The 21,178-nt window shown below is 44.0% G+C and carries 23 protein-coding genes; 12 read left to right on the top strand and 11 right to left on the bottom strand.

From position 1 onward, the window contains the following. Positions 1-34 precede the first annotated feature (34 nt). Complete coding sequence (locus tag ELZ11_RS05520; protein WP_137356386.1) at positions 35-238, bottom strand: hypothetical protein; 204 nt, start codon at positions 236-238, stop codon at positions 35-37. Between the two features lie 227 nt (positions 239-465). Here ELZ11_RS05520 and ELZ11_RS05515 point away from each other — a divergent pair, with 227 nt between their 5' ends. The 3 genes from ELZ11_RS05515 to ELZ11_RS05505 all read left to right on the top strand — a co-directional run bounded on the left by ELZ11_RS05515 (position 466) and on the right by ELZ11_RS05505 (position 2,776). Next, on the top strand, positions 466-1,833 hold the full coding sequence (locus ELZ11_RS05515; protein ID WP_137356385.1) for a DNA-3-methyladenine glycosylase 2 family protein: 1,368 nt from the start codon (positions 466-468) through the stop codon (positions 1,831-1,833). Continuing rightward, positions 1,830-2,303: a methylated-DNA--[protein]-cysteine S-methyltransferase gene (locus ELZ11_RS05510; RefSeq protein WP_137356384.1), complete on the top strand. Its 474-nt coding sequence runs from the start codon at positions 1,830-1,832 to the stop codon at positions 2,301-2,303. The genes ELZ11_RS05515 and ELZ11_RS05510 overlap by 4 nt, the downstream gene beginning before the upstream one ends. A gap of 101 nt (positions 2,304-2,404) precedes the next feature. Then, positions 2,405-2,776: a hypothetical protein gene (locus tag ELZ11_RS05505; protein WP_137356383.1), complete on the top strand. Its 372-nt coding sequence runs from the start codon at positions 2,405-2,407 to the stop codon at positions 2,774-2,776. Positions 2,777-2,798: 22 nt separating this feature from the next. On the opposite strand, the gene nhaD is transcribed toward ELZ11_RS05505, so the two are convergent. Further along, complete coding sequence (gene nhaD, locus ELZ11_RS05500; RefSeq protein ID WP_374939806.1) at positions 2,799-4,211, bottom strand: sodium:proton antiporter NhaD; 1,413 nt, start codon at positions 4,209-4,211, stop codon at positions 2,799-2,801. Positions 4,212-4,407: 196 nt separating this feature from the next. Then, positions 4,408-4,578 (bottom strand): hypothetical protein, encoded by a 171-nt coding sequence (locus tag ELZ11_RS23750; RefSeq protein WP_167494634.1) that lies wholly within the window; start codon positions 4,576-4,578, stop codon positions 4,408-4,410. Positions 4,579-5,107: 529 nt separating this feature from the next. Here ELZ11_RS23750 and ELZ11_RS05495 point away from each other — a divergent pair. The 5 genes from ELZ11_RS05495 to ELZ11_RS05475 all read left to right on the top strand — a co-directional run bounded on the left by ELZ11_RS05495 (position 5,108) and on the right by ELZ11_RS05475 (position 9,156). Next, on the top strand, positions 5,108-5,845 hold the full coding sequence (locus ELZ11_RS05495) for a nucleoside recognition domain-containing protein (protein WP_137356381.1): 738 nt from the start codon (positions 5,108-5,110) through the stop codon (positions 5,843-5,845). Continuing rightward, entirely contained in the window at positions 5,845-6,312 is a 468-nt protein-coding gene (locus tag ELZ11_RS05490; protein ID WP_137356380.1) for a YjiG family protein, read from the top strand. Before ELZ11_RS05495 ends, ELZ11_RS05490 begins: the two co-directional genes overlap by 1 nt. Before the next feature lie 639 nt (positions 6,313-6,951). After that, positions 6,952-8,127 (top strand): lytic polysaccharide monooxygenase, encoded by a 1,176-nt coding sequence (locus ELZ11_RS05485; protein WP_244291628.1) that lies wholly within the window; start codon positions 6,952-6,954, stop codon positions 8,125-8,127. A gap of 117 nt (positions 8,128-8,244) precedes the next feature. Continuing rightward, entirely contained in the window at positions 8,245-8,631 is a 387-nt protein-coding gene (locus ELZ11_RS05480; RefSeq protein ID WP_137356378.1) for an MAPEG family protein, read from the top strand. A 9-nt stretch (positions 8,632-8,640) separates the two neighbouring features. Next, positions 8,641-9,156 carry a DNA mismatch repair protein gene (locus ELZ11_RS05475; RefSeq protein WP_137356377.1) on the top strand — a complete coding sequence of 172 codons (516 nt, stop codon included), beginning with the start codon at positions 8,641-8,643 and terminating at the stop codon, positions 9,154-9,156. Positions 9,157-9,202: 46 nt separating this feature from the next. Here the strand turns inward: ELZ11_RS05475 and ELZ11_RS05470 are convergent, their stop codons facing one another. From ELZ11_RS05470 to ELZ11_RS05460, 3 genes are all read right to left on the bottom strand, one after another. Then, entirely contained in the window at positions 9,203-9,838 is a 636-nt protein-coding gene (locus ELZ11_RS05470; RefSeq protein WP_137356376.1) for an START domain-containing protein, read from the bottom strand. A gap of 98 nt (positions 9,839-9,936) precedes the next feature. Continuing rightward, positions 9,937-10,983, bottom strand: a complete 1,047-nt coding sequence (locus ELZ11_RS05465; protein ID WP_137356375.1) for an acyltransferase — start codon at positions 10,981-10,983, stop codon at positions 9,937-9,939. Positions 10,984-11,108: 125 nt separating this feature from the next. Further along, positions 11,109-12,065: an AEC family transporter gene (locus ELZ11_RS05460; protein WP_137356374.1), complete on the bottom strand. Its 957-nt coding sequence runs from the start codon at positions 12,063-12,065 to the stop codon at positions 11,109-11,111. A gap of 163 nt (positions 12,066-12,228) precedes the next feature. Between ELZ11_RS05460 and ELZ11_RS05455 the strand changes: the two genes are divergently transcribed. Both ELZ11_RS05455 and ELZ11_RS05450 read left to right on the top strand, forming a co-directional pair. Continuing rightward, a complete protein-coding gene (locus ELZ11_RS05455; RefSeq protein WP_137356373.1) occupies positions 12,229-12,813 on the top strand; it encodes a TetR/AcrR family transcriptional regulator in 585 nt (194 codons plus the stop codon). Between the two features lie 90 nt (positions 12,814-12,903). After that, entirely contained in the window at positions 12,904-13,755 is an 852-nt protein-coding gene (locus ELZ11_RS05450; RefSeq protein ID WP_137356372.1) for an alpha/beta hydrolase, read from the top strand. 114 nt (positions 13,756-13,869) lie between these two features. Here the strand turns inward: ELZ11_RS05450 and ELZ11_RS05445 are convergent, their stop codons facing one another. The 3 genes from ELZ11_RS05445 to ELZ11_RS05435 form a co-directional block, all read right to left on the bottom strand. Continuing rightward, a complete protein-coding gene (locus ELZ11_RS05445) occupies positions 13,870-16,410 on the bottom strand; it encodes a glycosyl hydrolase family 18 protein (protein ID WP_137356371.1) in 2,541 nt (846 codons plus the stop codon). A gap of 290 nt (positions 16,411-16,700) precedes the next feature. Then, on the bottom strand, positions 16,701-17,180 hold the full coding sequence (locus ELZ11_RS05440; RefSeq protein ID WP_167494633.1) for a DUF2850 domain-containing protein: 480 nt from the start codon (positions 17,178-17,180) through the stop codon (positions 16,701-16,703). A 67-nt stretch (positions 17,181-17,247) separates the two neighbouring features. Then, positions 17,248-17,763, bottom strand: coding sequence for a DUF2850 domain-containing protein (locus ELZ11_RS05435; RefSeq protein ID WP_244291610.1), 516 nt, complete (start codon positions 17,761-17,763; stop codon positions 17,248-17,250). 332 nt (positions 17,764-18,095) lie between these two features. Between ELZ11_RS05435 and ppnP the strand changes: the two genes are divergently transcribed. Continuing rightward, the gene (gene ppnP, locus ELZ11_RS05430) at positions 18,096-18,377 is read left to right on the top strand and encodes a pyrimidine/purine nucleoside phosphorylase (protein ID WP_167494632.1); all 282 of its coding nucleotides are present in this window, start codon (positions 18,096-18,098) and stop codon (positions 18,375-18,377) included. A gap of 132 nt (positions 18,378-18,509) precedes the next feature. Here ppnP and ELZ11_RS05425 read toward each other — a convergent pair whose 3' ends face one another. Next, positions 18,510-19,358 carry a pirin family protein gene (locus ELZ11_RS05425; protein ID WP_137356368.1) on the bottom strand — a complete coding sequence of 283 codons (849 nt, stop codon included), beginning with the start codon at positions 19,356-19,358 and terminating at the stop codon, positions 18,510-18,512. Positions 19,359-19,514: 156 nt separating this feature from the next. Here ELZ11_RS05425 and ELZ11_RS05420 point away from each other — a divergent pair, with 156 nt between their 5' ends. Then, on the top strand, positions 19,515-19,796 hold the full coding sequence (locus ELZ11_RS05420) for a hypothetical protein (RefSeq protein WP_137356367.1): 282 nt from the start codon (positions 19,515-19,517) through the stop codon (positions 19,794-19,796). Here ELZ11_RS05420 and ELZ11_RS05415 read toward each other — a convergent pair. Beyond that, complete coding sequence (locus ELZ11_RS05415; protein ID WP_137356366.1) at positions 19,793-20,971, bottom strand: GGDEF domain-containing protein; 1,179 nt, start codon at positions 20,969-20,971, stop codon at positions 19,793-19,795. The two genes, ELZ11_RS05420 and ELZ11_RS05415, sit on opposite strands and share 4 nt — an antisense overlap. Positions 20,972-21,178 lie beyond the last annotated feature (207 nt).

Raw genomic sequence — 21,178 nt, 5'->3', positions numbered from 1 at the left:
ACCGAATGAAGCTGGTGGTTACCAGTAAATGAACTTACAGATTCATTAGGTTTTCGATGGATTCCTCCAAACTACTACATTGGTATGAGTGGATTTTTCGTCCATCGGTGGCATCAATCTGGATCATCGAAATCCCCCCTTCATTTTGTGATTCTAGGTAGCCGAGGGATTGTTCAACAGATTGGCAAGTAAGTACTTGGTGGTTTTTCAAAACAATACGACAGGTGTGCAAATCCATAGCCATCTTCCTTGTATTTGGTGGTTCAAGCTTTATAGATTGCCCGATACCAACCAGTTTGACGTTGTTGTATTCGAATTTGTATCTAATAACTTTAGGTGAGATTTTAGAAAATGCGAGCAATTGTTTTTATAGAATTCATCATTCACTTCCGAAAATGGCTAGTCTTCCATTCGAGCCGAGGTACACTTGTTTTATAAATCGAGTGTATTTAGGGATAGCCTCAAATGAACGCTTTGGAACCACAACTCACTGCCGAGCAATGCCAGCAAGCTCGCTTAGCTCGTGATAGCCGATTCGATGGGCAGTTTTATACGGCAGTAAAAACGACAGGGATTTTTTGCCGGCCGATTTGTCCGGCATCACCGCCAAAAGAAGAAAATGTTGAATACTTTGCTAACCAAGCATTAGCCTTGCAAGCAGGATATCGCCCATGTTTACGTTGTCGCCCAGACAGCGCGCCGAGCTCTTGGGCATGGAAAGGAGTTGAAACGACGTTTATCCGAGCGGTGACTTTAATTGAGCAAGGTGAGCTTCATCAAAGTTCACTCTCCGAGTTGGCAAATCGGCTAGGCGTGTCGGACCGATATTTACGGATGCTGTTTGACAAGTATGTTGGGGTATCACCTAAGCAATACGCTCAATACCACCAATTGATGTTTGCCAAACAATTACTGCATACCAGTAAAATGAGTATCGGTGACATAGGCTTCGCGTGTGGGTTTAATAGCACACGCCGGTTTAATGATGCGTTTCAAAAGGTATTACAGTTAACTCCTACTCAAATTCGTAAATCTAAGCCGACCCAAACGGTGAGTAATACGATTCAACTGCCTTTCACTGGTGCTTTCGATTGGCAGCACACGCTGGATTTTTATCGCCTAAGAGCGATTGAAGGGCTAGAAGTGATCACTGAAACGAGCTATCAAAGAAATGTCTGCATTAATGGCAGTCGAGGCTGGTTTAAGGCGAGCTTGAATAGTAACCAAAGCTTAGAAATAGAGTTTGAATTGGATGACTTTCATCAGCTTAGAAAGCTGGTGGCTGAGGTAAGGCGTGTATTTGATTTGGACGTTAACTTACACCAAGTGGAACAGCACTTGGAGTCGGTAGCGTCCGGTTTAGTTAAGAAGTCGGGCATTCGTATCCCTGGGGTATGGAGTGCTTGGGAGGCAGGGGTTCGTGCCATATTAGGCCAGCAAGTGTCGGTGAAGGCAGCGATAGGTCAACTTAACTTACTGGCTTCTCGGACTAGCGACGAGGGAGAGTTAAAGCTCTTCCCAACGCCTGAACAAGTGGCCGATCTTGACTTGAGTTTTTTGCGAATGCCACAAAGCCGTAAAGATACGCTTAAGCGGTTTGCAGAATATATGGTGACGAGCTCTGATGCACACCCGTCAGAGTGGATTACCTTGAAAGGGATCGGGCCGTGGACGATCCAATATGCGTTGCTCCGTGGAGTAAGCGAGCCGAATTGTTTTTTAAGTGGCGATCTCGTTGTGAAGAAAGCGCTCTCTGAATTTCCGGAGTTAGATGCCGAGAGTGCTTCACCATGGGGGAGCTATGCCACTTTTCATTGTTGGAGTTCTCTATGAATCGATTTAGTTATTTTCAAAGCCCACTAGGTGCGGTGACCTTACAAGCAAATGAGCACGGCTTGCTCGGGGCGTGGTTTGAAATTCACACCACTCAGCCTGAACAGCTTGGTACTCAAGATGATGGGTATCCCATTCTTGTGGAGGCAAAAAAGCAGCTGAGCGATTATTTCAATGGACGCATTGCTACTTTTTCTTTGCCTTTAGCCGCTCAAGGGACGCCTTTTCAAATGTCAGTTTGGCAAGCGCTGACTACGATCCCATATGGTGAAACTTGGAGCTATCAGCAGCTGGCCAATGCAATTGGTAATCCAAAGGCTGTGAGAGCTGTCGGGTTGGCGAACGGTAAAAATCCTATTTCGATTATTGTGCCGTGTCACCGAGTGATAGGAAAGAGTGGAAAATTAACAGGTTACGCAGGGGGTGTAGAACGCAAGCAAAAATTGTTAGAATTGGAAGGAGTGTTGTAGGTCACTAAAGTAAAGTGAGACAGGTGTTAATGTTACATTTCGCATTGCATTCTGTAAGTTTTCTGTTAGATTGAGGATACCCAGAAAGGAGGATAGAACGGATGATTCGACAATTTTTAATCGCTAGTGCGTCTATGCTGCTATCTGGTTGTTTTGCAGAAACAGAGACTCCGTTTGAAGTGCCGACTATCGTTTTGTTTTCGGGTGTGTATGAAAACACTCAAAACGATAGTGCCCTTATTTTCCAAAAAGGTTTAGTTGAATACCGAACGATTGAAGGTAGCGTTACGCGTTCTTATCGTGTTGAAGACGATCTGATCAATATTGAGTTGGCAGCAAGTAGCCGAGAGACTCGTGATGATCTTGTGATGCGAATTCAGCAAGATGGCGAATTTCTTACCTGTAATATGTGTCCTGCCTACCTGATGAGCAACATTTGGAAAAAGGCACCAGACCAGTCAGCGATGAACTAGCCTGATACCCTACAATTCTCATTTAACTAAATAAACTCGCATTGAGATACAGATGTACTGCGATACTTGCTGCGTACCCTAGCGAGATAACGGGCATCCACTTTAAATGACCAAAGAAGGTGTATTTTCCGTGCGCCGCTCCCATTAAAGCGACTCCAGCTGCGCTCCCTATTGATAGTAAGCTTCCGCCGACTCCCGCTGTGAGCGTGATCAGTAACCAGTTACCCATCGACATGCTCGGTTCCATCGATAACACTGCAAACATGACTGGAATATTATCGACAATGGCTGATAGTACGCCCACCATAATATTCGCCCAAACTGGGTTCCATTGGCTGTACATGATCTCAGACGCCATCCCTAAATAGCCAAGTAAGCTTAATCCACCGACACACATTACGACACCGTAGAAAAACAATAATGTATCCCACTCGGCATGCGAAACACGTCTGAATACATCGAATGGCACGACAGAACCTAAGCGCTTGAGCGCGTGCTCATCATTATTAGCGATCGCAATAGCAGTCTTTTTCGCGAGAGAATTAGGCAGTGTTTTACGCAGGAAATAACCGAAGAACTGTAAGTAGGCGAGCCCCATCATCATCCCCATTACGGGAGGGAAATGTAAGACGGCGTGAAATGCCACGGCAGTCGCGATGGTCAGAATAAATAACCCGACAATGCGTCGTGCGCCGCGCTTTAATTCAACTTCTTGATGCACGGTGTCGGGCATTTCCTTTGGAAGAAAGAATGACATGATCAGTGCGGGTACTAAGTAGTTAACGACAGACGGGACAAAGAGCGGAAGAAATTGAGCGAAATTGACGTGGCCAGCTTGCCAAACCATTAATGTGGTGATGTCCCCAAATGGGCTAAACGCGCCGCCAGCGTTGGCTGCTACGACAATATTCACGCAGGCAATATTCACAAAACGTATGTTGCTCCCCGCGACTTTAAGTACGACAGCACACATTAGAAGTGCTGTCGTGAGGTTGTCTGCGATAGGGGAGATAAAAAAAGCCAGGAAGCCGGTGAGCCAGAATAAGGTTTTGAAATTGAAACCTTTGCTCACCATCCAAGCTTGCAGCGCATCAAACAGTCGACGCTCTTCCATTGCGCTAATATAGGTCATTGCGACGAGCAAGAATAAGAGCAATTCTGCGTATTCTAATAGATTATGTTCAAGTGCCTGTTTGGCGATATCAACCATATTATGCTGCTGGTAGATAATTCCAATGATGATCCAAATAAGCCCAGCGGCGAGCAATACAGGTTTCGATTTTCGTAGTTGTAGATACTCCTCCATCATCACTATTACATACGCAAAGCAGAAAATGGCTAGCGCTGCATAACCGGGAAAGGAGTTGGTTAGATTTAAGGGCTCTAAGGCAGAGTTTTCAGATGCCAAACTCAGGGAAGGTATGGTCGTTACCAGTATAAAAATTAGTAGCCCTGTCCAGTTCATTCGTCACGTCCTTGATCGAGATTAAATTGAATCGCGTAAAAATAGTAGACGTAAATCAAAGAGCTAAGTGTGAGTCATATCGAATTCCCTAAGAGACAATACAACTTATAAGGATATAAAATTAAAAAAGCTCTATTGACCCCCCGTCAATAGAGCTTTAAGCCGGTTAAGATACTTTGCGATTAAATTGAGCCTTATCTTCAATCGAATGTATTTCTACTGGCCAGCCATAAGATTTATATTCGGCAGCAAGTTGTGTTGCGACAATTTTAGATACTGTTGCAGTAATCCACGTGCCATTCCCCATCACTTGATACTTAAGCGTTTTCAATTCCATGTTAATCACCACTCTCCTCATCTGTTGGCTTGTGCATATGGTATAGAATGCGGGGTGGGTTAACATTTCGTTTAAGGCTCATATCCTTTATGTATAAGCTCACTGAATGAAGTGTAGGCTAATATGCCATTTACCGTATATCTATTTCACTGTAATAAAAGTGTAATAAAACTCTAACTCATTGTTTGGTATTGATAAAAATAACACCATATTTTATAAGCTTTATATTTTTGTAAGAGATGTCGCACAAGGATTTAGGAAAGCTCTTACATTATGGGATATTGTAAATTTAAAATGGATTATTTTAGGATGAAAATTAGTCAAACTGAGATTGGTTTTTAATCTGGTATTTTTGTAAGTAATTATTTATTAGTGCTGGGTTGTGCGTAGTTTCACAGTTATTTGTCCCGTTATATACATGTTCTGCGATTCGGAATTTTGATTGATTTTGGTCATGAACTCAGCGGCGAAATTTTTGCACTATCTATACGTGTTCTGTTCCACACAAACTATATGTATAGAGGCAAGTATGACTAATCCTGCAAAGACTGATCGTAAAGTAACGATTGGCTGCTACATCGCATTAGCATTCGCTATTGTGTTTTTTTCTGGGTTGATGCAATCCAATGAATGGTATGGCGTATTCGATTTCACGACGTTAAATGGCTCATTTGGGCAAGTGGCTGCTGGCGTAACTGAAACCGCGGATGGAGTTCAAGCGACGACAACTACTTTACGTGGTCAAGGTGGCAGTGGAGCTCGAGATGGCTTTATCTTCGCTGTGACTCTCATTCCTACGGTCATGTTCGCATTGGGCATGATCAATGTTCTGGAGCATTACGGAGCGTTAGAAGCTGCGCGTAAGTTGTTAACACCACTACTTCGCCCTTTGATGGGTATCCCTGGAAACTCTGGCTTGGCGTTAATCGCGTCGCTGCAAAGTACCGATGCTGGTGCAGCTATGACGCGCCAACTTAAAGACGAAGGCCATTTGACTAAGCGTGAAACTGATGTTTTCACTATGTTCCAATTCACTGCGGGTGCGACCATTGTTAACTTTTTCTCGTCTGGCGCCGTGTTATTTACCCTAACTATGGCTGATGGCTCGCTTGCGGTGAGCTCATCAATTGGATTGGCGGTCGCGATTATGTTTGTTTTCAAATTTGTTGGCGCCAACTTATTTAGGATCTACCTCAACCTGACTGAAGGCAAAGAAGATAAAGACAACGACAACAAACCGGCACAGTTAAAAGAGGAGACGGCATAATGTCTGATGTAAAAGCGAAAAAGCCAATGGTCACCGATATTTTTGTTGAAGGCGCTAAAAAGGGCTGGGTGATTGCGACTACTTCGACGTTGCCAAATGTTCTTATGGCCTTTGTGATCATTAAAGCTCTGCAAATTACCGGCGCGTTGGAAATGATGGGCAGTGTGTTTTCTCCATTGATGGCGATATTTGGCCTACCTGGTGAGGCTGCAGCTGTGTTGATTGGTGCGTGGATGTCGATGGGAGGAGCTGTGGGGGTTGTAATTACTTTGTTTGACCAAGGTATCCTAAATGGCACTCACATTGCGATTTTGGCACCCGCGATTTATCTAATGGGTTCTCAAGTTCAGTACATGGGCCGCATCATGGGGCCGATAGGGACGGAAGGACGCTACATTCCCGTGATGATTGCTATTTCGGTGCTGAACGCATTTGGCGCGATGTTTGTGATGAATCTACTTCTGTAGTTACCTATAGAATTGAAAAGCCCGCTCAGTGTTTGCTGAGCGGGCTTTTTATTTTTGATGAATGATGAGCCAATAATTTTTGTCACCCTTTTAAAACCGAGACGGTCGCTAAACAGCAAAACCCAATGGTGAGATAAAAAAAGTTGCGCATCCAAGTTCCGAATTCAACAAACGGAATGAGTTCTTCAACTGCCCACATAACTCCTCCAGATTCGTTGACTATGTTTTGAATGATTACTCTATATTTGTTTGGCGATGGATTTTGTGAGTGACAGCGAAGTTATCAATTTGTTGAAGGTATGAATCAATTGGGCTGTGAGTGGCTTCTCATTTTAACTTTACAAGCAAACGTTTGTATAAAATTCATTAAGTTAGTGAGGAGTATTAGCGTGACTTGAAAGGTGAGCATGAATTTTATTTGAAGTGACTCGAATGGAAGTAGAAACATTGCAGAGGTTACTTATGGCAGTGGAATGCACATTGCAGAACGTTCTTGTTGTTTGAATTTAGGTGTGCGAATGCACTGCAACTCTCAGATTTCTTGCTAGCTTGATAGGTGAAATTTTGTGCGATAAGCCAACGTGGTGGAAGTAGGAGTGGCGTAAGCAAATCATCAACTTGTAAGGGAAAATCATGAAGATGAGAGTGATTCCAGCTTCAATAGCGGTGGGGCTATTGTCAATTGGGAATATCAGCCAAGTAAATGCACATGGGTGGGTCGAATACCCTAGTGCTAGGCAAAACACGTGTTATTTGGACGGCGGTTTTTGGGACAATAATATTCCTAACCAAGCTTGCCAAGCTGCATTCGACATTTCAGGTGCCTATCCATTTGTGCAACGTAATGAAGTTGCCGCGAACGTTCCAAACCATCAAGACATGGCGCATGTACAAGCGATTGTTCCTGATGGCACCTTATGTGCCGCCGGCTCAAATGCAAAAGCGGGTTTAGACGTTGGTTCTAGTCACTGGCAGCGCACCGCGATTACGTTAGATGCGAATAACCAGATTGACTTAGTGTTTAATGCTACAGCCCCTCACAATCCTTCCTACTGGCAGTTTTACTTGTCTAAACCTAGTTATGATGTCAGTGCTCCATTAACGTGGGGAGATCTTGATTTGGTTGATACATCGGGCAATGTCGCGGTAGGAGAGGACAAAAAATATCGAATTAAAGTGACTTTGCCTGCCGATCGTAGTGGTGATGCAGTTCTCTATACGCGCTGGCAACGAGAAGATCCTGTTGGGGAAGGTTTCTACAATTGTAGTGATATTACATTCTCAGGCTCGGGTACCACGCCGCCACCTGATCCTATTGAACCGCCTCCTCCAGCTGATAATTTAACGGACCTTGGTTATTTTGTTTCGCCTGAATTTGGCGCAGTAGAACCGGGCGATACTGTGAGGTTTAGAACCTTTGATGCCAATGGTAGTGAAACCACTGATATTCAGTTGAGCATCTCGGCCAATAATACTGAGACATGGGCTGCCGAATTAGCTGGCCAGTTTAATGACCAGAAGAAAGGGGAGTGGTTCATTGGCATTTGGCATGAAGCGATGAATCACTATATGTTCGATACCACTAACATCTATGCAAATCGAGTGTTTGCTCCGGATGCAGTACCTAGCTACCAACTTTCGTTGATTAAAGCGGTTGATCCTATTCCGCCTATCCCACCGAGCAATGGTTGGATCTCTGAACAAGTTTATTTGACCGGAGATGTAGTGAATCACAATGGGCGAGACTGGACGGCCCAATGGTGGACCAAAGGTGATGAACCGGGTACGACTGGTGAGTGGGGAGTATGGCGTTAATCACTTTATAAAGTGACCAAGTCGACACTGTTGAGATAACGAGAAGCATGAAGTTTGCTGATATTATTCTAGGGTGGTTAGATGCATCAATAGCTTTTGATGTTGGGATAACCACTTATGATTACTGCACTTTATGCTTCTTTGCTCACTATTTTGATGATTGGGTTGTCGATCCAAGTCATCAAACAGAGGCGAAAGAACCGCGTCGCGTACGCCGATGGGGATGTTGAGCCTTTAAAGATTGCTCGTTCTGCACAAAGTAACGCTGTCGAATACATTCCAATCACATTGATGTTAATGGGCTTCGCTGAGTTCAATGGTTTGCCTATGTGGCTTGTCCATGTGATTGGCGTGAGTTTTGTTATCGGCCGCCTTATCCATGCCAAAGGCATATTAGGTGGTTGGTTTAGAGGGCGAATACTAGGGATGCAAATCACCTTACTCTGCATGTTAAGCCTTATCGTTCTAAACTTAGTCTATCTTCCTTTCGATAAAATTTTCTAAGGGGTATCAATGCCGATTCGCTTACCGCCTGCTTGGGTGATTGTTTTTTCGGGGTTGGTGCTCAATATACTGGCGATCGTGGTTTCTAGCTTTGTGATAGATAAACTATCGGCTGAGCAGAGTGAGTATTATGAACAGAAAAGTGCAAATCTGTACTCCATTCAGTTAGCGTGGAACAGCGTAGAAACTTTGGAACGCAAGAGAGAGGCGCTCTTACTGCATTTAAACCGCCAGCAGCCCGCCCCAGCGTTAGATGATGTACTGCGTGGTCAATTGTCTGTGTGGGTGGGGGAGCCGATACCTGTTATCAACATCGAATCCATGCCTGCAATCATGATGTTGATTAATTCTGCTCAACAAGTTCAGCGTGACAGAATTGATGACCATTACCTTGAAAACATTTCACTATCAGAATCGATGCAAGTACTCGAAGAGCAAATGGCTTTCTATAAAAATATTGCCCTGTTTTTGCAAATATTTGGTTTAGCATTAATTCTTGCGCGAGATCTAGCGAGAAAACCATAAGGTGTGGTGGCGAGTTTAGCTGCTGGTGATTTAATGTAATAGGCGACTAATGCTCTGCTGGCAAATCAGGGTGTTGGCGGTTTTGGTATTTAGGCAGCTGTGCTCTCAGCCCCTGAAAAGTGGAAAGAGCACCAGAGACCGACAGTTTGTTGGATAACCAATCTGGAAGAATCCCTCCTGGGTCAGCAAAGGCAGTGTAAGTAATGTGCGTTTTTCCCGAATCTAATGGCTGCAAGACCCAGAGAGCGTCAACTTTAGTTATTCGTAGGTAGTTGTCATTTTCAGCTAGGTAAGTTGAAGCATCTTTAATGGTCAACTCGAATTGCCCGTTGCCCACTTCATATTTCGAATACGTCACCATATCTCTATCTCGTGCTGGCCAAGGCGCAGAAAACTGGGTGTAGACAATATTCTCGTTACTCGAAATTTGAGTCAGTACCTGGCTCATCGATACGTTATCAATCCAGTTTGGGACGTTGGCACTGTCTTCTAGCAGCAACAAAAAGCCTGAGTAGCTAGTACTTACTTGCATTTGAGCTTTGATTTCTACAAGGCCATCACTGTGGGGACGCTTATGGACAATAATACCATCGTCATTTTGTACAAACAGCCAAGGAGAAGATGGCGCGGCAAACAGTAAGTGACTCGACAGCAGGCCAAGCAATGCGAAAATCCTATTCATGTATCTTCCCGTACCAGTAAAAGAAAAGGTCATAACCATTGTTAATAGTTATAACCTTTACCTAGAGTAATGCGAGTTTTTTGTCGTTCGCTAGAAGGCTAACGCAATAGCCACGCTTTCATCGGTGTACGCTCAATCCCTATGACTAAAGCGAAAGTGAGCACGAGCGTAGCAGGGTACACCAACATATCTTTTGCTAAGCCATCTAGGCCAAGTATACCCGTGGTATTGAACATGATGATCACCACCAATAAATGGCTCACGTAAATGCCGAGCATTCGTTTCGAGATCATCGACACCCACTTCATGTTCCCCAATTTAGGTTTCGCAAGTAACAGCATGAATACGCCAAGTGCCCACAGCGCAGTCCCAAATAAGAAGTCGTGTAGATTAAAGGCCATTTCATGATTGGTAAGCCAGTAAGCTTCGGCAAAATGAATCGCCATGCCTAGGAGCATTAATTTGAGCGCTTTTGCCGCTGACAGTTGCCATTGGTTATGGCGTATTAAAAAACCGACTGCGACCATTAAAGTGCTAAAAAATGGGCCGTTACGCGTAAAAAACGGTGATTCTAATTCAGTAAGGTTGGCATAGCTGCCCGCTAAAACGCCATACAGATATAAGCCAAGAGCGATAGGTAGTATGTATTTTTCTAAACTCATATCGATAAGTGTGGCGAGAATAAAGACCGCACAGATCAATGCAGGGATAAACCATAAATGGACAAGCCCCCCTTCCAAAAAGGAGTTGAGAGGGTTAGACATTAAATATCCCCAGTACCCTTCTCGTTCTGCTAAGTAACCATTTTCCATGAGTTTGCCGATGTTGAAAGGCATTGCCAAACTGATGACACTCCAAGCCAACCAGACTTTCAATAAAGGTTTCGAGTAGTTGGTTAAGGTTTCCCATGGTGTTTGAATGAGTTTAGGGTGAATCAAATAGCCTGAAATCAAAAAGAATAGGGGGACGGCGAAGCGAGCACTTTGATTTAGCAGGTAACCTACCCAAGGGGTTTCATCGATCTGCCAATAAGTCAGTGCCATCTGGCAGTGTAGACCAATGATGGCGAGTATGGCGATGACACGACCAAACTCAAGGCTAGCAATATGTGGATTGGCTCTAGGCGAGCGCTGTGTTGATGTCATTTTCGAAATCTCAGAGAAGCAATATCTGAAATTTATCAGCCTTTATGCATATTCAGTTAGTTCTAAATCAAAGATCACAGCGTAAAAAAAACAGTCTAACTCTGATTATTTGAAGCGGGTCGCAGCTATATCAAACCTGATGCTTTGAGGATGAAAATACCTAAAGTACAAGTGATAAGCGAAAGTACAGTGGTCAGTGCAATGATATTGGCGGCCAAAGTTGAATTACTTCCCATTGCTCTTGCCATTACATAACTGGCTGCCGCGGTAGGCGCGGCGCTCATCAGAAAGATCAAGCCTAAGTCTAAGCCTCGGAATCCTAGTCCGAAACCCGCTAAGGTGATCATTAGAGGGGCAACAATTAACTTATAACTGGAAGAGAACCATGTCGACAGTCTCTCTTGTTTGAGCGAGCTGATATCTAACGACCCACCAGTACACAACAGTGCCAAGGGAAGCGTCATGTTGGCAAAATATTGGCCGGCATCAGTGACCATTTTAGGAATCGGAATCGACAGTGCATAAAAGAAAACCGCTAAGAAAATAGCGATGATTAATGGGTTTTTGGTGAGTGACTTGGCGATGACTGTGACTGCCTTAGAACCAGTATCTTCACCTTTTGGAGTCAGTGCTATCACCGCCTGTATGTTATAGAGCACAGTCATGGAGGCGACATAAATAGCCGCTAAAGCAACACCTTCGTTGCCATAAATATTAGCCACATACGCTAAGCCGATGATCGCAGTATTGGCTCGGAATCCGCCTTGAATGATGACGCCCTGATCTTTGGGGTCTTTGAACATCCATTTGGTAGAAAGCACAGTGAATAAGAAGAAAGCGAAATTGGCAGTAAGGCCAAAAGCGACCAAGGCGCTACTCGCGGAGAAATTATGATTCGACTGAACAATACTCAAGAACAGCATCGCAGGCAGAGTGATTTGAAAGACCACTTTAGAAGCGACATCAATAAAATTATCGTTAATTAACCCGATACGCTTGAGAAATACACCAAGAAACAACATCAAACAAATCGGCCCAGTAACCGAAGCCGAAAACGTAAACTGTTCCCAAAGTGTGTTCATTTTGTCCCCTCAATAATTGATTCAATATCCTTTTGAATACAGTCGCATTTTTTCATACTTTACTTGTAATCTAAAATGGTTATTTGCTGAGCAATGAAAAATATATTGCAAAAAAGAACGAACGTGCTAAAAATAACAAGGTTAAAGATTGAATTGGTAAATGATGAGCAAAGGAAGAATAACCAAAGAGCATATTTTGAGTTGTGCGTTCGAGCTAGCGAGCGAAAATGGTTTGGAAAGCTTGACCATTGGTGCATTGGCTAAAGAGTGCGGAATGTCTAAAAGTGGACTGTTTGCCCACTTTAACTCGAAAGAAAACCTGCAAGTATCTGTCTTGGAATATGCGAATGCGACCTTTGTTCAACGAGTGATAGCGCCAGCGCGAGAGCTCGGTGATTCCAATATCGAAGCTAAGCTCAAACAGCTTTTTACGAATTGGCTAGGGTGGAACCATTCGTTTCAAGGCAGTTGTATGTTTATTGATGCTTGGAAAGATACCGCAACCACAAGTCCACTTCAGAAGGCGCTGAAAGATTCGATTGCTGTTTGGATTAATTATTTAACGATTCAGATCCAAAAAGCGGTGGAATCTCAGCAATTCAGATCAGACTTGGACCCAAAGCAAGCCACTTTTGAGCTTTATGGGTTGTACTTAAGTGCCAACTTGTTTTATTCAATACATGGCCAAGAAGCAAGTCATACCCATTTTTGGCACGGGGTAGAGCGTTTAATCGCGAGCTGGAAATAAGATTTAAGAGAAAGAGGAATTGCCCTCTTTTTTTAACAGTATAAAAAGCACGGTCGTTCGATTTTATAATGGCTGGCATGAGGACAAATCATGAGTGAGAAAATTTACTTCAATACATCGACTAAGTTCAGCTTAAAGCGCAGCTTGATCGGCGCGACAACGAACTTGCATTACATTTTGGCCCCAAGCCATGCCAAAAAGACGGCACGTAAGCTGTTGCTGACTCCAGTGAGGACTGAGCCTAAAAATGCAGAGCCTACAGGGTTAGTAAAAAGTGAAGTGGTTGGCCGTGATGGTGTATTAAAAACCTATTCTTTAGGTTCTGGCCCAGTATGGATATTAACTCACGGCTGGTCTGGAACCGCGAGTCAGTATTACCCGTTAATGGAACACATTGCCTCTCAAGGCTTTACTGCACTGGCTTATGATCATCCTGCTCATGGTGGAAGTGAAGGCGTTTATGGCCACATTCCCGCTTTTGTAAATGGCTTGGAAGCGGTTTTGGACTCGGTCGGTGAAGTAGCAGGCCTAATTGGGCACAGTATGGGTACAGCATCGGCACTGGAGTGTAAGCACGCTAAGCTCGAAGGTATTCCACTTCTGCTGATAGCGCCTGTGCTGGATTACTTAGATAACTTGTTTGGAAGCGTGGCTCGTTCGGGTTACTCAATGAAGCTTTTTGAAGCGGTTGTCGGTGAAGTCGAAGAACAATTTAATTACCCGATTCAGTCGGTTGATCCGTATGGGAAACTATCTCGTCGTGAATCCAATACGATCATTGTGCATGATGAACAAGATAAGTTTACTAAATTCGATGTTTCACAGCGTGCAGCTGCTGAAATGGAGCGAGTCGAGCTGGTATCCACGCAAGGCCAAGGGCATGGCCGCGTGATGAAATGTCAGGAAGTGTTCTCAAGTTTTGACCGCTTAGTACAGCGTTAATCAACGGAATAAGAAGCCATAGTGAGTGCTGATTTCGATAAACAACATTGAGATAGCTACAAAAAAGGCCAAGCTGAATATCAGCTTGGCCTTATTGTTGTGGGTTAATTAAAATTAGCTCGCGCAGCTCGCTGGGCCAATTTCTTTCCAAACACCCCATTCACCAGTTGTGCCTGGTTCATCACCTTTGGTCCACCATTTCGCTTCCCATACCTTACCGCCATGAGTTACTTGGTCGCCACCGTTGTAGATAGAACCTGTATCCCAAAGGTTGGTACAAGTGTCGCCACCTGATACTTTCTTAAGCACGGTGACAGATGTTGAAGCCGCAGATGTCTCTGTGCCATCGCTTACTGTAACGGTAAAGTTCAGTGCCGTATCTTGCGTGTACTCCGCAGCAACAAAGCTAACAGTCGAACCTTGAACGGTTGCATTTAGGCCAGCAGGAACATCCCAAGTGAATGTTAGCGTGTCTTGGTCTGCGTCAGATGAAGCATTTGCATCTACAGTAACCGTTTCCCCCGCGTTAACTTGAGATGGAGCTGTTACATTAGCCACTGGAGCAGTATTCACAGGGCCCGTATTTTTCGCTGTGACTGTTACTGCCACAGTGTCAGTTGCGCTTGCACCATCGTTATCGGTTACTGTTAAGCTAAAGGTTAGCGTTTCAGTTTGTGCAACTTCAGCAACATCAAAACTTGCAACTGCTGAATTTGCATTTGTTAAAGATACCGAAGTACCACTAACTTGAGCCCAAGCATAGCTTGCAATAGTGCCGTCGCTATCTTTAGAAGCGCTGCCATCTAAAGACACAGACGCTGGGCCTTCAATTGAAATGTCAGCGCCTGCAGCAGCCGTAGGTTTACGGTTTACTGGTTCAGTTGTGCCGCCAGCTAGGCCTTCATGCATAGCGTTTAGAATGTCGCCGTTATCTGCGTCGATTTCCCACGAGAATAGACCCGCTAAGCCTAGGCTACGAACGTATGCGCCTTTAGCTTTGACAGAGCGATCATCATCAAACGTGATCAGCTGACCAGAAGTGCGGTTCCAAACGTATGGCGCTTCAGCCATTTCGTCATAGCCGTATTCAAAGCCGTTGATGCCCTGGTGATTCGCACCAAGCATGTTGGCTTTAATACCTTTGTAATCGATAACGCCGTCTTCCCATACACCTTGTGCAGAGCTACCTTTCAGCTTGCCGTTACCAACACCTGTCATTGGATCTGTTGGATCAGTCAATGATGAAGGCATTACTCCTTCCCAGCCACGGCCGTACATTGCTGTACCTACTACTAGCTTGTTCGCTGGAACACCTTGTGCAAGAAGAAGTTGGATACCGTTATCTGTTGTATACGCAGGGCCTTTGTATGCTTCGCCATTTTCGTCAACGCCAGAACCATCACATTGACCTGGGCGCATGAAGTTACCGCAGTTCAGAGCTGTTTGGTGACCAAGTACGTTGTTCCAACCACCGTAGAAGTCGTAAGTCATCGCGAAGATGTAATCCATGTGCTGGATCGCCTCTCCGTAGTTTACGTCTTCAATTTTGTCGTGGCCGACACCGATTGCTGAGGTTAGCTCGTAAGTGCGGCCTGTTTCAGCTTGCAGTTCGTCTAACATAGCACGTAGTTCTTGCATTAAAGCAATGTATGCAGGGCCGTCATTTACAGGGTCACCTAGGTTCGCGTTTTCACCACCACCACCAGGGAATTCCCAGTCAATATCAACACCGTCGTAGAACTTCCACGTGTTTAGGAATTTTTTAACTGAAGCGACGAAAGTGTCACGGTTAGCTTTGGTAGTGAAATCGAAGAACGGGTCAGAAAGCGTCCAACCACCGATGGAAGGGATGATTTTAAGATCTGGATTACGCTGTTTAAGCGCCATCATCATCGCGTAGTTACCTTTGATCGGTGAACTGTATTCGTGACCAGCTTGTGGGAAGCTTTTTTGGAAAGCAGCCCAAGGGTCGTGGATCACGACTTCGTAATCATTAACACCATTACAGGCCGTCATTAAGGCATTGTAGCTGTTACCGCCAACCGATTTTACTGATTCATTTGGACCACAAATTGGGATGAAGCCATAAAGAATATGGGTCAAGTTATCAGCAGGGATGTTATCAACCGTATAGTCACGGCCGTAGATTCCCCATTCAACAAAGTAAGTACCGACGACTGTATTTGGATCGGTATTATAAGTCTTGTTGTTTGGGTCGATATTCATTGCTAGAGGAGCAAGGTGGGAACCATCGGTGTCGGCAATAGTGATTTTAGCCGGTGCGCTTTTGCTACATCCTGTTGCGTCACACGCCTCTATTTCCATATCAAATAAGCCACCTTGGCCATATTCGAAAGAAGCGGTGGTTTGGCTACCAGAAATTGGGCCGGTTGCGACTTTAACCCCATCAAAATAGATGTTGTATGTGTCACCAGTCGTGCCACTCCATTGATTGAATTTTACTGCTACCTGAGCCTTGTCATGGTACTTCACCATCTGGTTGTAGCCAGATGTGGTTTCCATAGCTAATTCAATTTTAGAAAATTGAAGGTTGTTTGAACCATACATGTCAATGCTAGGCGTGCTTGGTGCTGCTAGCGCGGCTCCTGATAGAGCCAGTGCGATACTTGCCGCACACATGTTAAAACGAATCATAGTATTTCTCTCATTCCTTGAATATTATCCACCCAAAAGGTAGGTGCATAAGCTGCTCGTTTAAAAAAGTTGAGCATCGCATTCAGTATTCGAGAGGGTTTTTATTTTATAAATGAAATTAAATCTCTTTCCGATGGGTGATTGAAAAATACCCAAATGATAACAACTTGTTACATTGTCGATGTGCTGTTGAGTCCATATTTTATAAAATTGAAGCGCGAGCGATAAATATCAGCTATCGATCTGATTATAAAATTATCTATTGGTGAATGTATCTAATTAGAGACATCTTACTTATAGATGTCTGACAGCGACTTTTTATTCTTTATCGATTGATGTGCTGAACTGCTGATACTTTGGCCTTTTTCTCGCTTTATAAAGTGTTGTGTTGGGTTTTTAGGTAACACTTTCTTTAGTTTGGAAGGGAAAGAACCAATTTGTTTCTTGTACAAAAACTCTCCTTTTCCTGTCGAAAAACGAATGTTGGTACCGTCGAACTCGTATCGAGTGCTGACAATACGTTGGTTAATGCTTACCCCATATTCTGAAAAGGTGATGATGTCGGTTTTGTATTGTGGAGAGCCGACTTCTATCCAATCACCATGAATATTTTTTGGGTCGATATAAGCTAAGTACAAGAAGTAAGAACCGACGCTAGCACCAATGATGATAATGAGCATACTGGCTAATTTTAGGTAAACCTTAAACCTGCTCGGTGCTGGCGGAGTGTTGGTTGGTTTCGTTTTGATACGGCGAGCGATAGCTGTCATGGAAATCCTTTTCATATACAGGTTGTCATTCTGTATTGTTGTGGATTTCTCTTAAAAGGTAAAGCGATTAACGCTGAAAATGCTCAGCGAGTGATGCTCTTCTCTTCTGGCCAAGCCCGCCGCTGGTAGCGGTGACGGTATGTTCGTAGCCTTTTTTCACAAAGCTTTGTGCGGGTAAGTCTGGCCAAATTCTGCGGATTTGAGGGGATCGTACATTACCGGCGAGCTTGTAGACTGTGGTGCCTGTACCTGTAGTAAAAGTGATCTCTTTACCATCAAATTCATATTGGGTGCTGATTAGGCGACGGTTTCGGCTAACGCCTTGTTCTGAAAAAGTCAGAATATCAGTGTGATAAGGAGGCGCACCAATTTCAATCCAGTCTCCATAGACTTTACTGGGGTCGACGTAATCTTGGTGGCTTTGGTAAGAAAAATAACCCACTCCCGCCATAGCGGCGATGGCTAACAGAGCGAAGATGAGCCGAATTATTTTAGTGTAGGTATCGACGCCTTTGGGCTTTTGTTTCGTGGCAGAAGTCTCGGCTTGTTTTGCCGTCTGCTTCGGAGTTTTTCCTACTGCCATCAGTTGCCCTTAAAGTGTCGCTCATAAGTGAGAACTTAGTATGCTATTGATCTTCATCTTTATTTGTAAAGACATTCCCGACGATGAACGGTGAAAAGCCTACTTGCATTCCAAGTTCTTCTATTGATTGTAGTGGAAGGTGGCTGATTGCTATAGCGGGGGCGAGGAAATACTCATGGGAAGTGGGTATAACGAACAAGTAAAGCGTTTACCTGGTTGAGTTTATCGCTAGCAAACTTTGTGTAACAAGAATTAAATGCTTGTGTGATGGCGTGGAATTCGTTAAAAACATTCATCGGATTTAATAATTAGATAGCTAACAAGGAAGTATTATGATCAAAGAAAACACCTATTTTGACGGCGGCGTTAAATCATTGGCATTTAATCAATCAGGCGCCGATGTGAGTGTAGGCGTGATGGCGGCTGGTGAATATACGTTTGGTACAGCAGCACCGGAAAAGATGACAGTGGTGAAAGGCGCATTGATCGTGAAGCGTGTCGGTGACGCGGATTGGACAACCTATCAAGCAGGCGAGTCATTCGATGTTGACGGTGATTCTTCATTTGACTTGCAAGTTAAAGAAGCAACGGCTTACCTATGTGAGTATCTTTAAGTCGCTTTGCATATAAAGAAAAAAACCACGCTCTGAGAGCGTGGTAATACAAGCGAATATCAATCAAGGCAGTGATAAATACCGGTTACTTGTCTTATTCTGATTCTCAATTTGAGAATCAAAGAAATTTTCTTAGTACGTCTCGAACACGCCACTGTTGTAATCTTGAATAGTTTGCTCGATCTCTTGCAGGCTGTTCATCACAAATGGACCGTAGTGAACGACTGGCTCATCAATTGGTTCTCCTACAAATATCAGCACCCCGGAATCTTGTTGGCTAGACAAGGCGATGACCTCCGCTCGACTTAATAATGCAATTTGCCCTTGAGTAATAACGTCTTCATTGATGGCTATAGATCCACGGTACACGTATACCATTGCATTATGGGTTGCTGGCGTTGTGACGTTGATAGCTTGACCTTGTTTGGCACGCCAATCAGAAACACTCAACGGAACACCGGTTCTGTCTAATGGACCTTGTAGTGTGAGACCATCAATGCCCACAGAGCCTGCCAACACACGTAGTAACCCACTTTGCTCACCAATTTGCTCAGTAATGGTTTCACTTTGAAAGTCATGATAATCCGCAGGTTGCATTTTATTTTTAGCGGGTTGGTTTATCCAAATCTGGAATCCGTGAAGCGAGCCTTCTTCCATCTTTGGCATTTCGCTGTGTATCACACCTCTTCCTGCTGCCATCCACTGTGCGCCGCCGCTGCGTAGCTCACCGACATTTCCCATATGATCTTTATGCTGAAAATGCCCTTGAAGCATATAGGTTAGAGTTTCAATTCCGCGATGAGGATGAGGAGGAAAACCACCTACATAGTCTTTGCTTTCATCAGACTTTAATTCGTCAATCATAAGAAATGGCGAGAAATTTGCATTGTTGAAACCAGCGACTCGTTTAATCTTTACGCCGTCACCATCGGAAGTTGCGTGGGAAGATAGAATGTGTTGAACGGTTCTCATGTTAGTCATAATTCTTTACCTCTTATGGAATAGGAGCAGTGTAGCTAAGAGGTCGTAGGAAGAAGACTGCAATAGTTTGAGTGACATATTCAAGAATTTCGAATGATCATGAAGCACAAATAATTGACTATAATTAATTCATGTTCTATTCGTGAGGAGGCAGCTTTGGCAGTACAACCTAAACACCAAGATAGACATGGGCAAATCGGATTTGAAACTGACTTCACTACCGAGCAAAGGCATCGCTTTACAGAAGTAGCGAATGAAGCGGTGGAGCGTAGAAAAGAACGTGAAGAACTCGGCTACAACTTTATTAAGTCTGCGAAAGACACAGCGTTGAAGCCTGTAGTTAAGCCTAAAAAGTCCAAACCAAACCGCGCTCGCCAAGTAATTTGGCTGATCGTGATAGGCTTCTTTAGCTTGTGGGTGATGTATATGACCAGCTAATGGTGCTTTGTTATAGGCGTGACATTAGTATGGTTCGAATGTGGCTCACAAGACTCTGGAAAGTGCTCAACAGAGACAGAAATAGGATTGTCATGGTAGTAAGCAAAACGGTTTTTACCGGAGTGCTTAGCTTGGTACATCGCTTTGTCAGCGCAGCGGGTGAGCTCTGGTAGTTCAGTTGCGTCCTGAGGATACAGGGCGACGCCTACACTCAGCGTCAGATCATTGATTCGGTCCTGGTTCTGATAACCATTTTCAAATAAACGACAGATACGCTCTAGAATATTATTCAAATCATCCTTAGAGCGTACGTCGTAAAGCATCAATACAAATTCATCCCCCGCAAAACGAGCGATAGAATAGTCGTGCTCTTCCGTTTTTCTATCTTTAGTTCTGACGTTGTTTTTTAGTCGTTTGGCAAAATGCTGCAGTACTCTGTCGCCTACATCATGGCCATAGTTATCGTTAATCGTTTTGAAGTTATCGATATCGAGGAACACCAAAGCGGTCACGGATTTGTCGGTGTTGACGGTATGAAGCTTTTCCGACGCCCAGTTTTCAAAGCTCCAGCGATTGGCAAGCCCCGTCAATTGATCCATATAAGCTAAATCTTCGATTCCTTCTTGATACAAACTTTGAATGTAGTTAACCACTTTGGTGTAGTAATACGCCGAGGTATGACAAACCACAGCCATCAAGAACAAGCTGACAATGAAGCGATTGGTTGACTCGATAGGCAGCGCAAAATCTACCCCAGTTATCACCAACAGCCCGCTTAAGAACAAGCAAAATGCGGAGCTGAAAATCAAGCCAATTTTGAACTCATTAATGAAAATAACCGTGGCGAGAATTGGATAGAGCCATAAAATGCGATCGGGTATTGAAGCACTATAAAGAAACAATATGACCCCTTGCACTAGCAAAACAGCACTGAGCAGCAGGTCGGAATACATAGGTTGTTTGTCTTTCTTTATATAGAGGCAAATCGCGAGAGCGACGAGGGCAAAGAGCAAATCTATAACGGCGAGCCCCATTTCATCGGATAAGAAATAAGAAGAAGCGTAGAAAAGAAATAACCCGCTCGCTGCCAACGAGCATAGATACACGACCTTCTGCTTACGCGTTGATCGGATGTCTGCCATCTCTTCTAAATGTCTACCTACCAGATTTGTCATGCGCTTCCTTGGCCCGTTCAGATACTAGTTGTGCAAGTTAAGTCTAGGATATAAGTAGATATTTGAAGGGACATCACATTGATTTTGTTGTGAATGTGCTCACAGTTACATATGTATACGGTAGGGTAAAACATCAATAGTTGCATATCAGAGCACGAATTTTGACACTATGAAATTGTCTTTGTTGTTTAGAGCTTACTGATAGGT

Origin of the sequence: Vibrio profundi, from assembly GCF_005281835.1 — a bacterium.
GTDB classification, from domain to species: Bacteria; Pseudomonadota; Gammaproteobacteria; order Enterobacterales; family Vibrionaceae; genus Vibrio; species Vibrio profundi.
The sequence above is the reverse complement of the archived record's forward strand: the minus strand, read 5'-3'. Positions and strand labels throughout refer to the sequence as shown.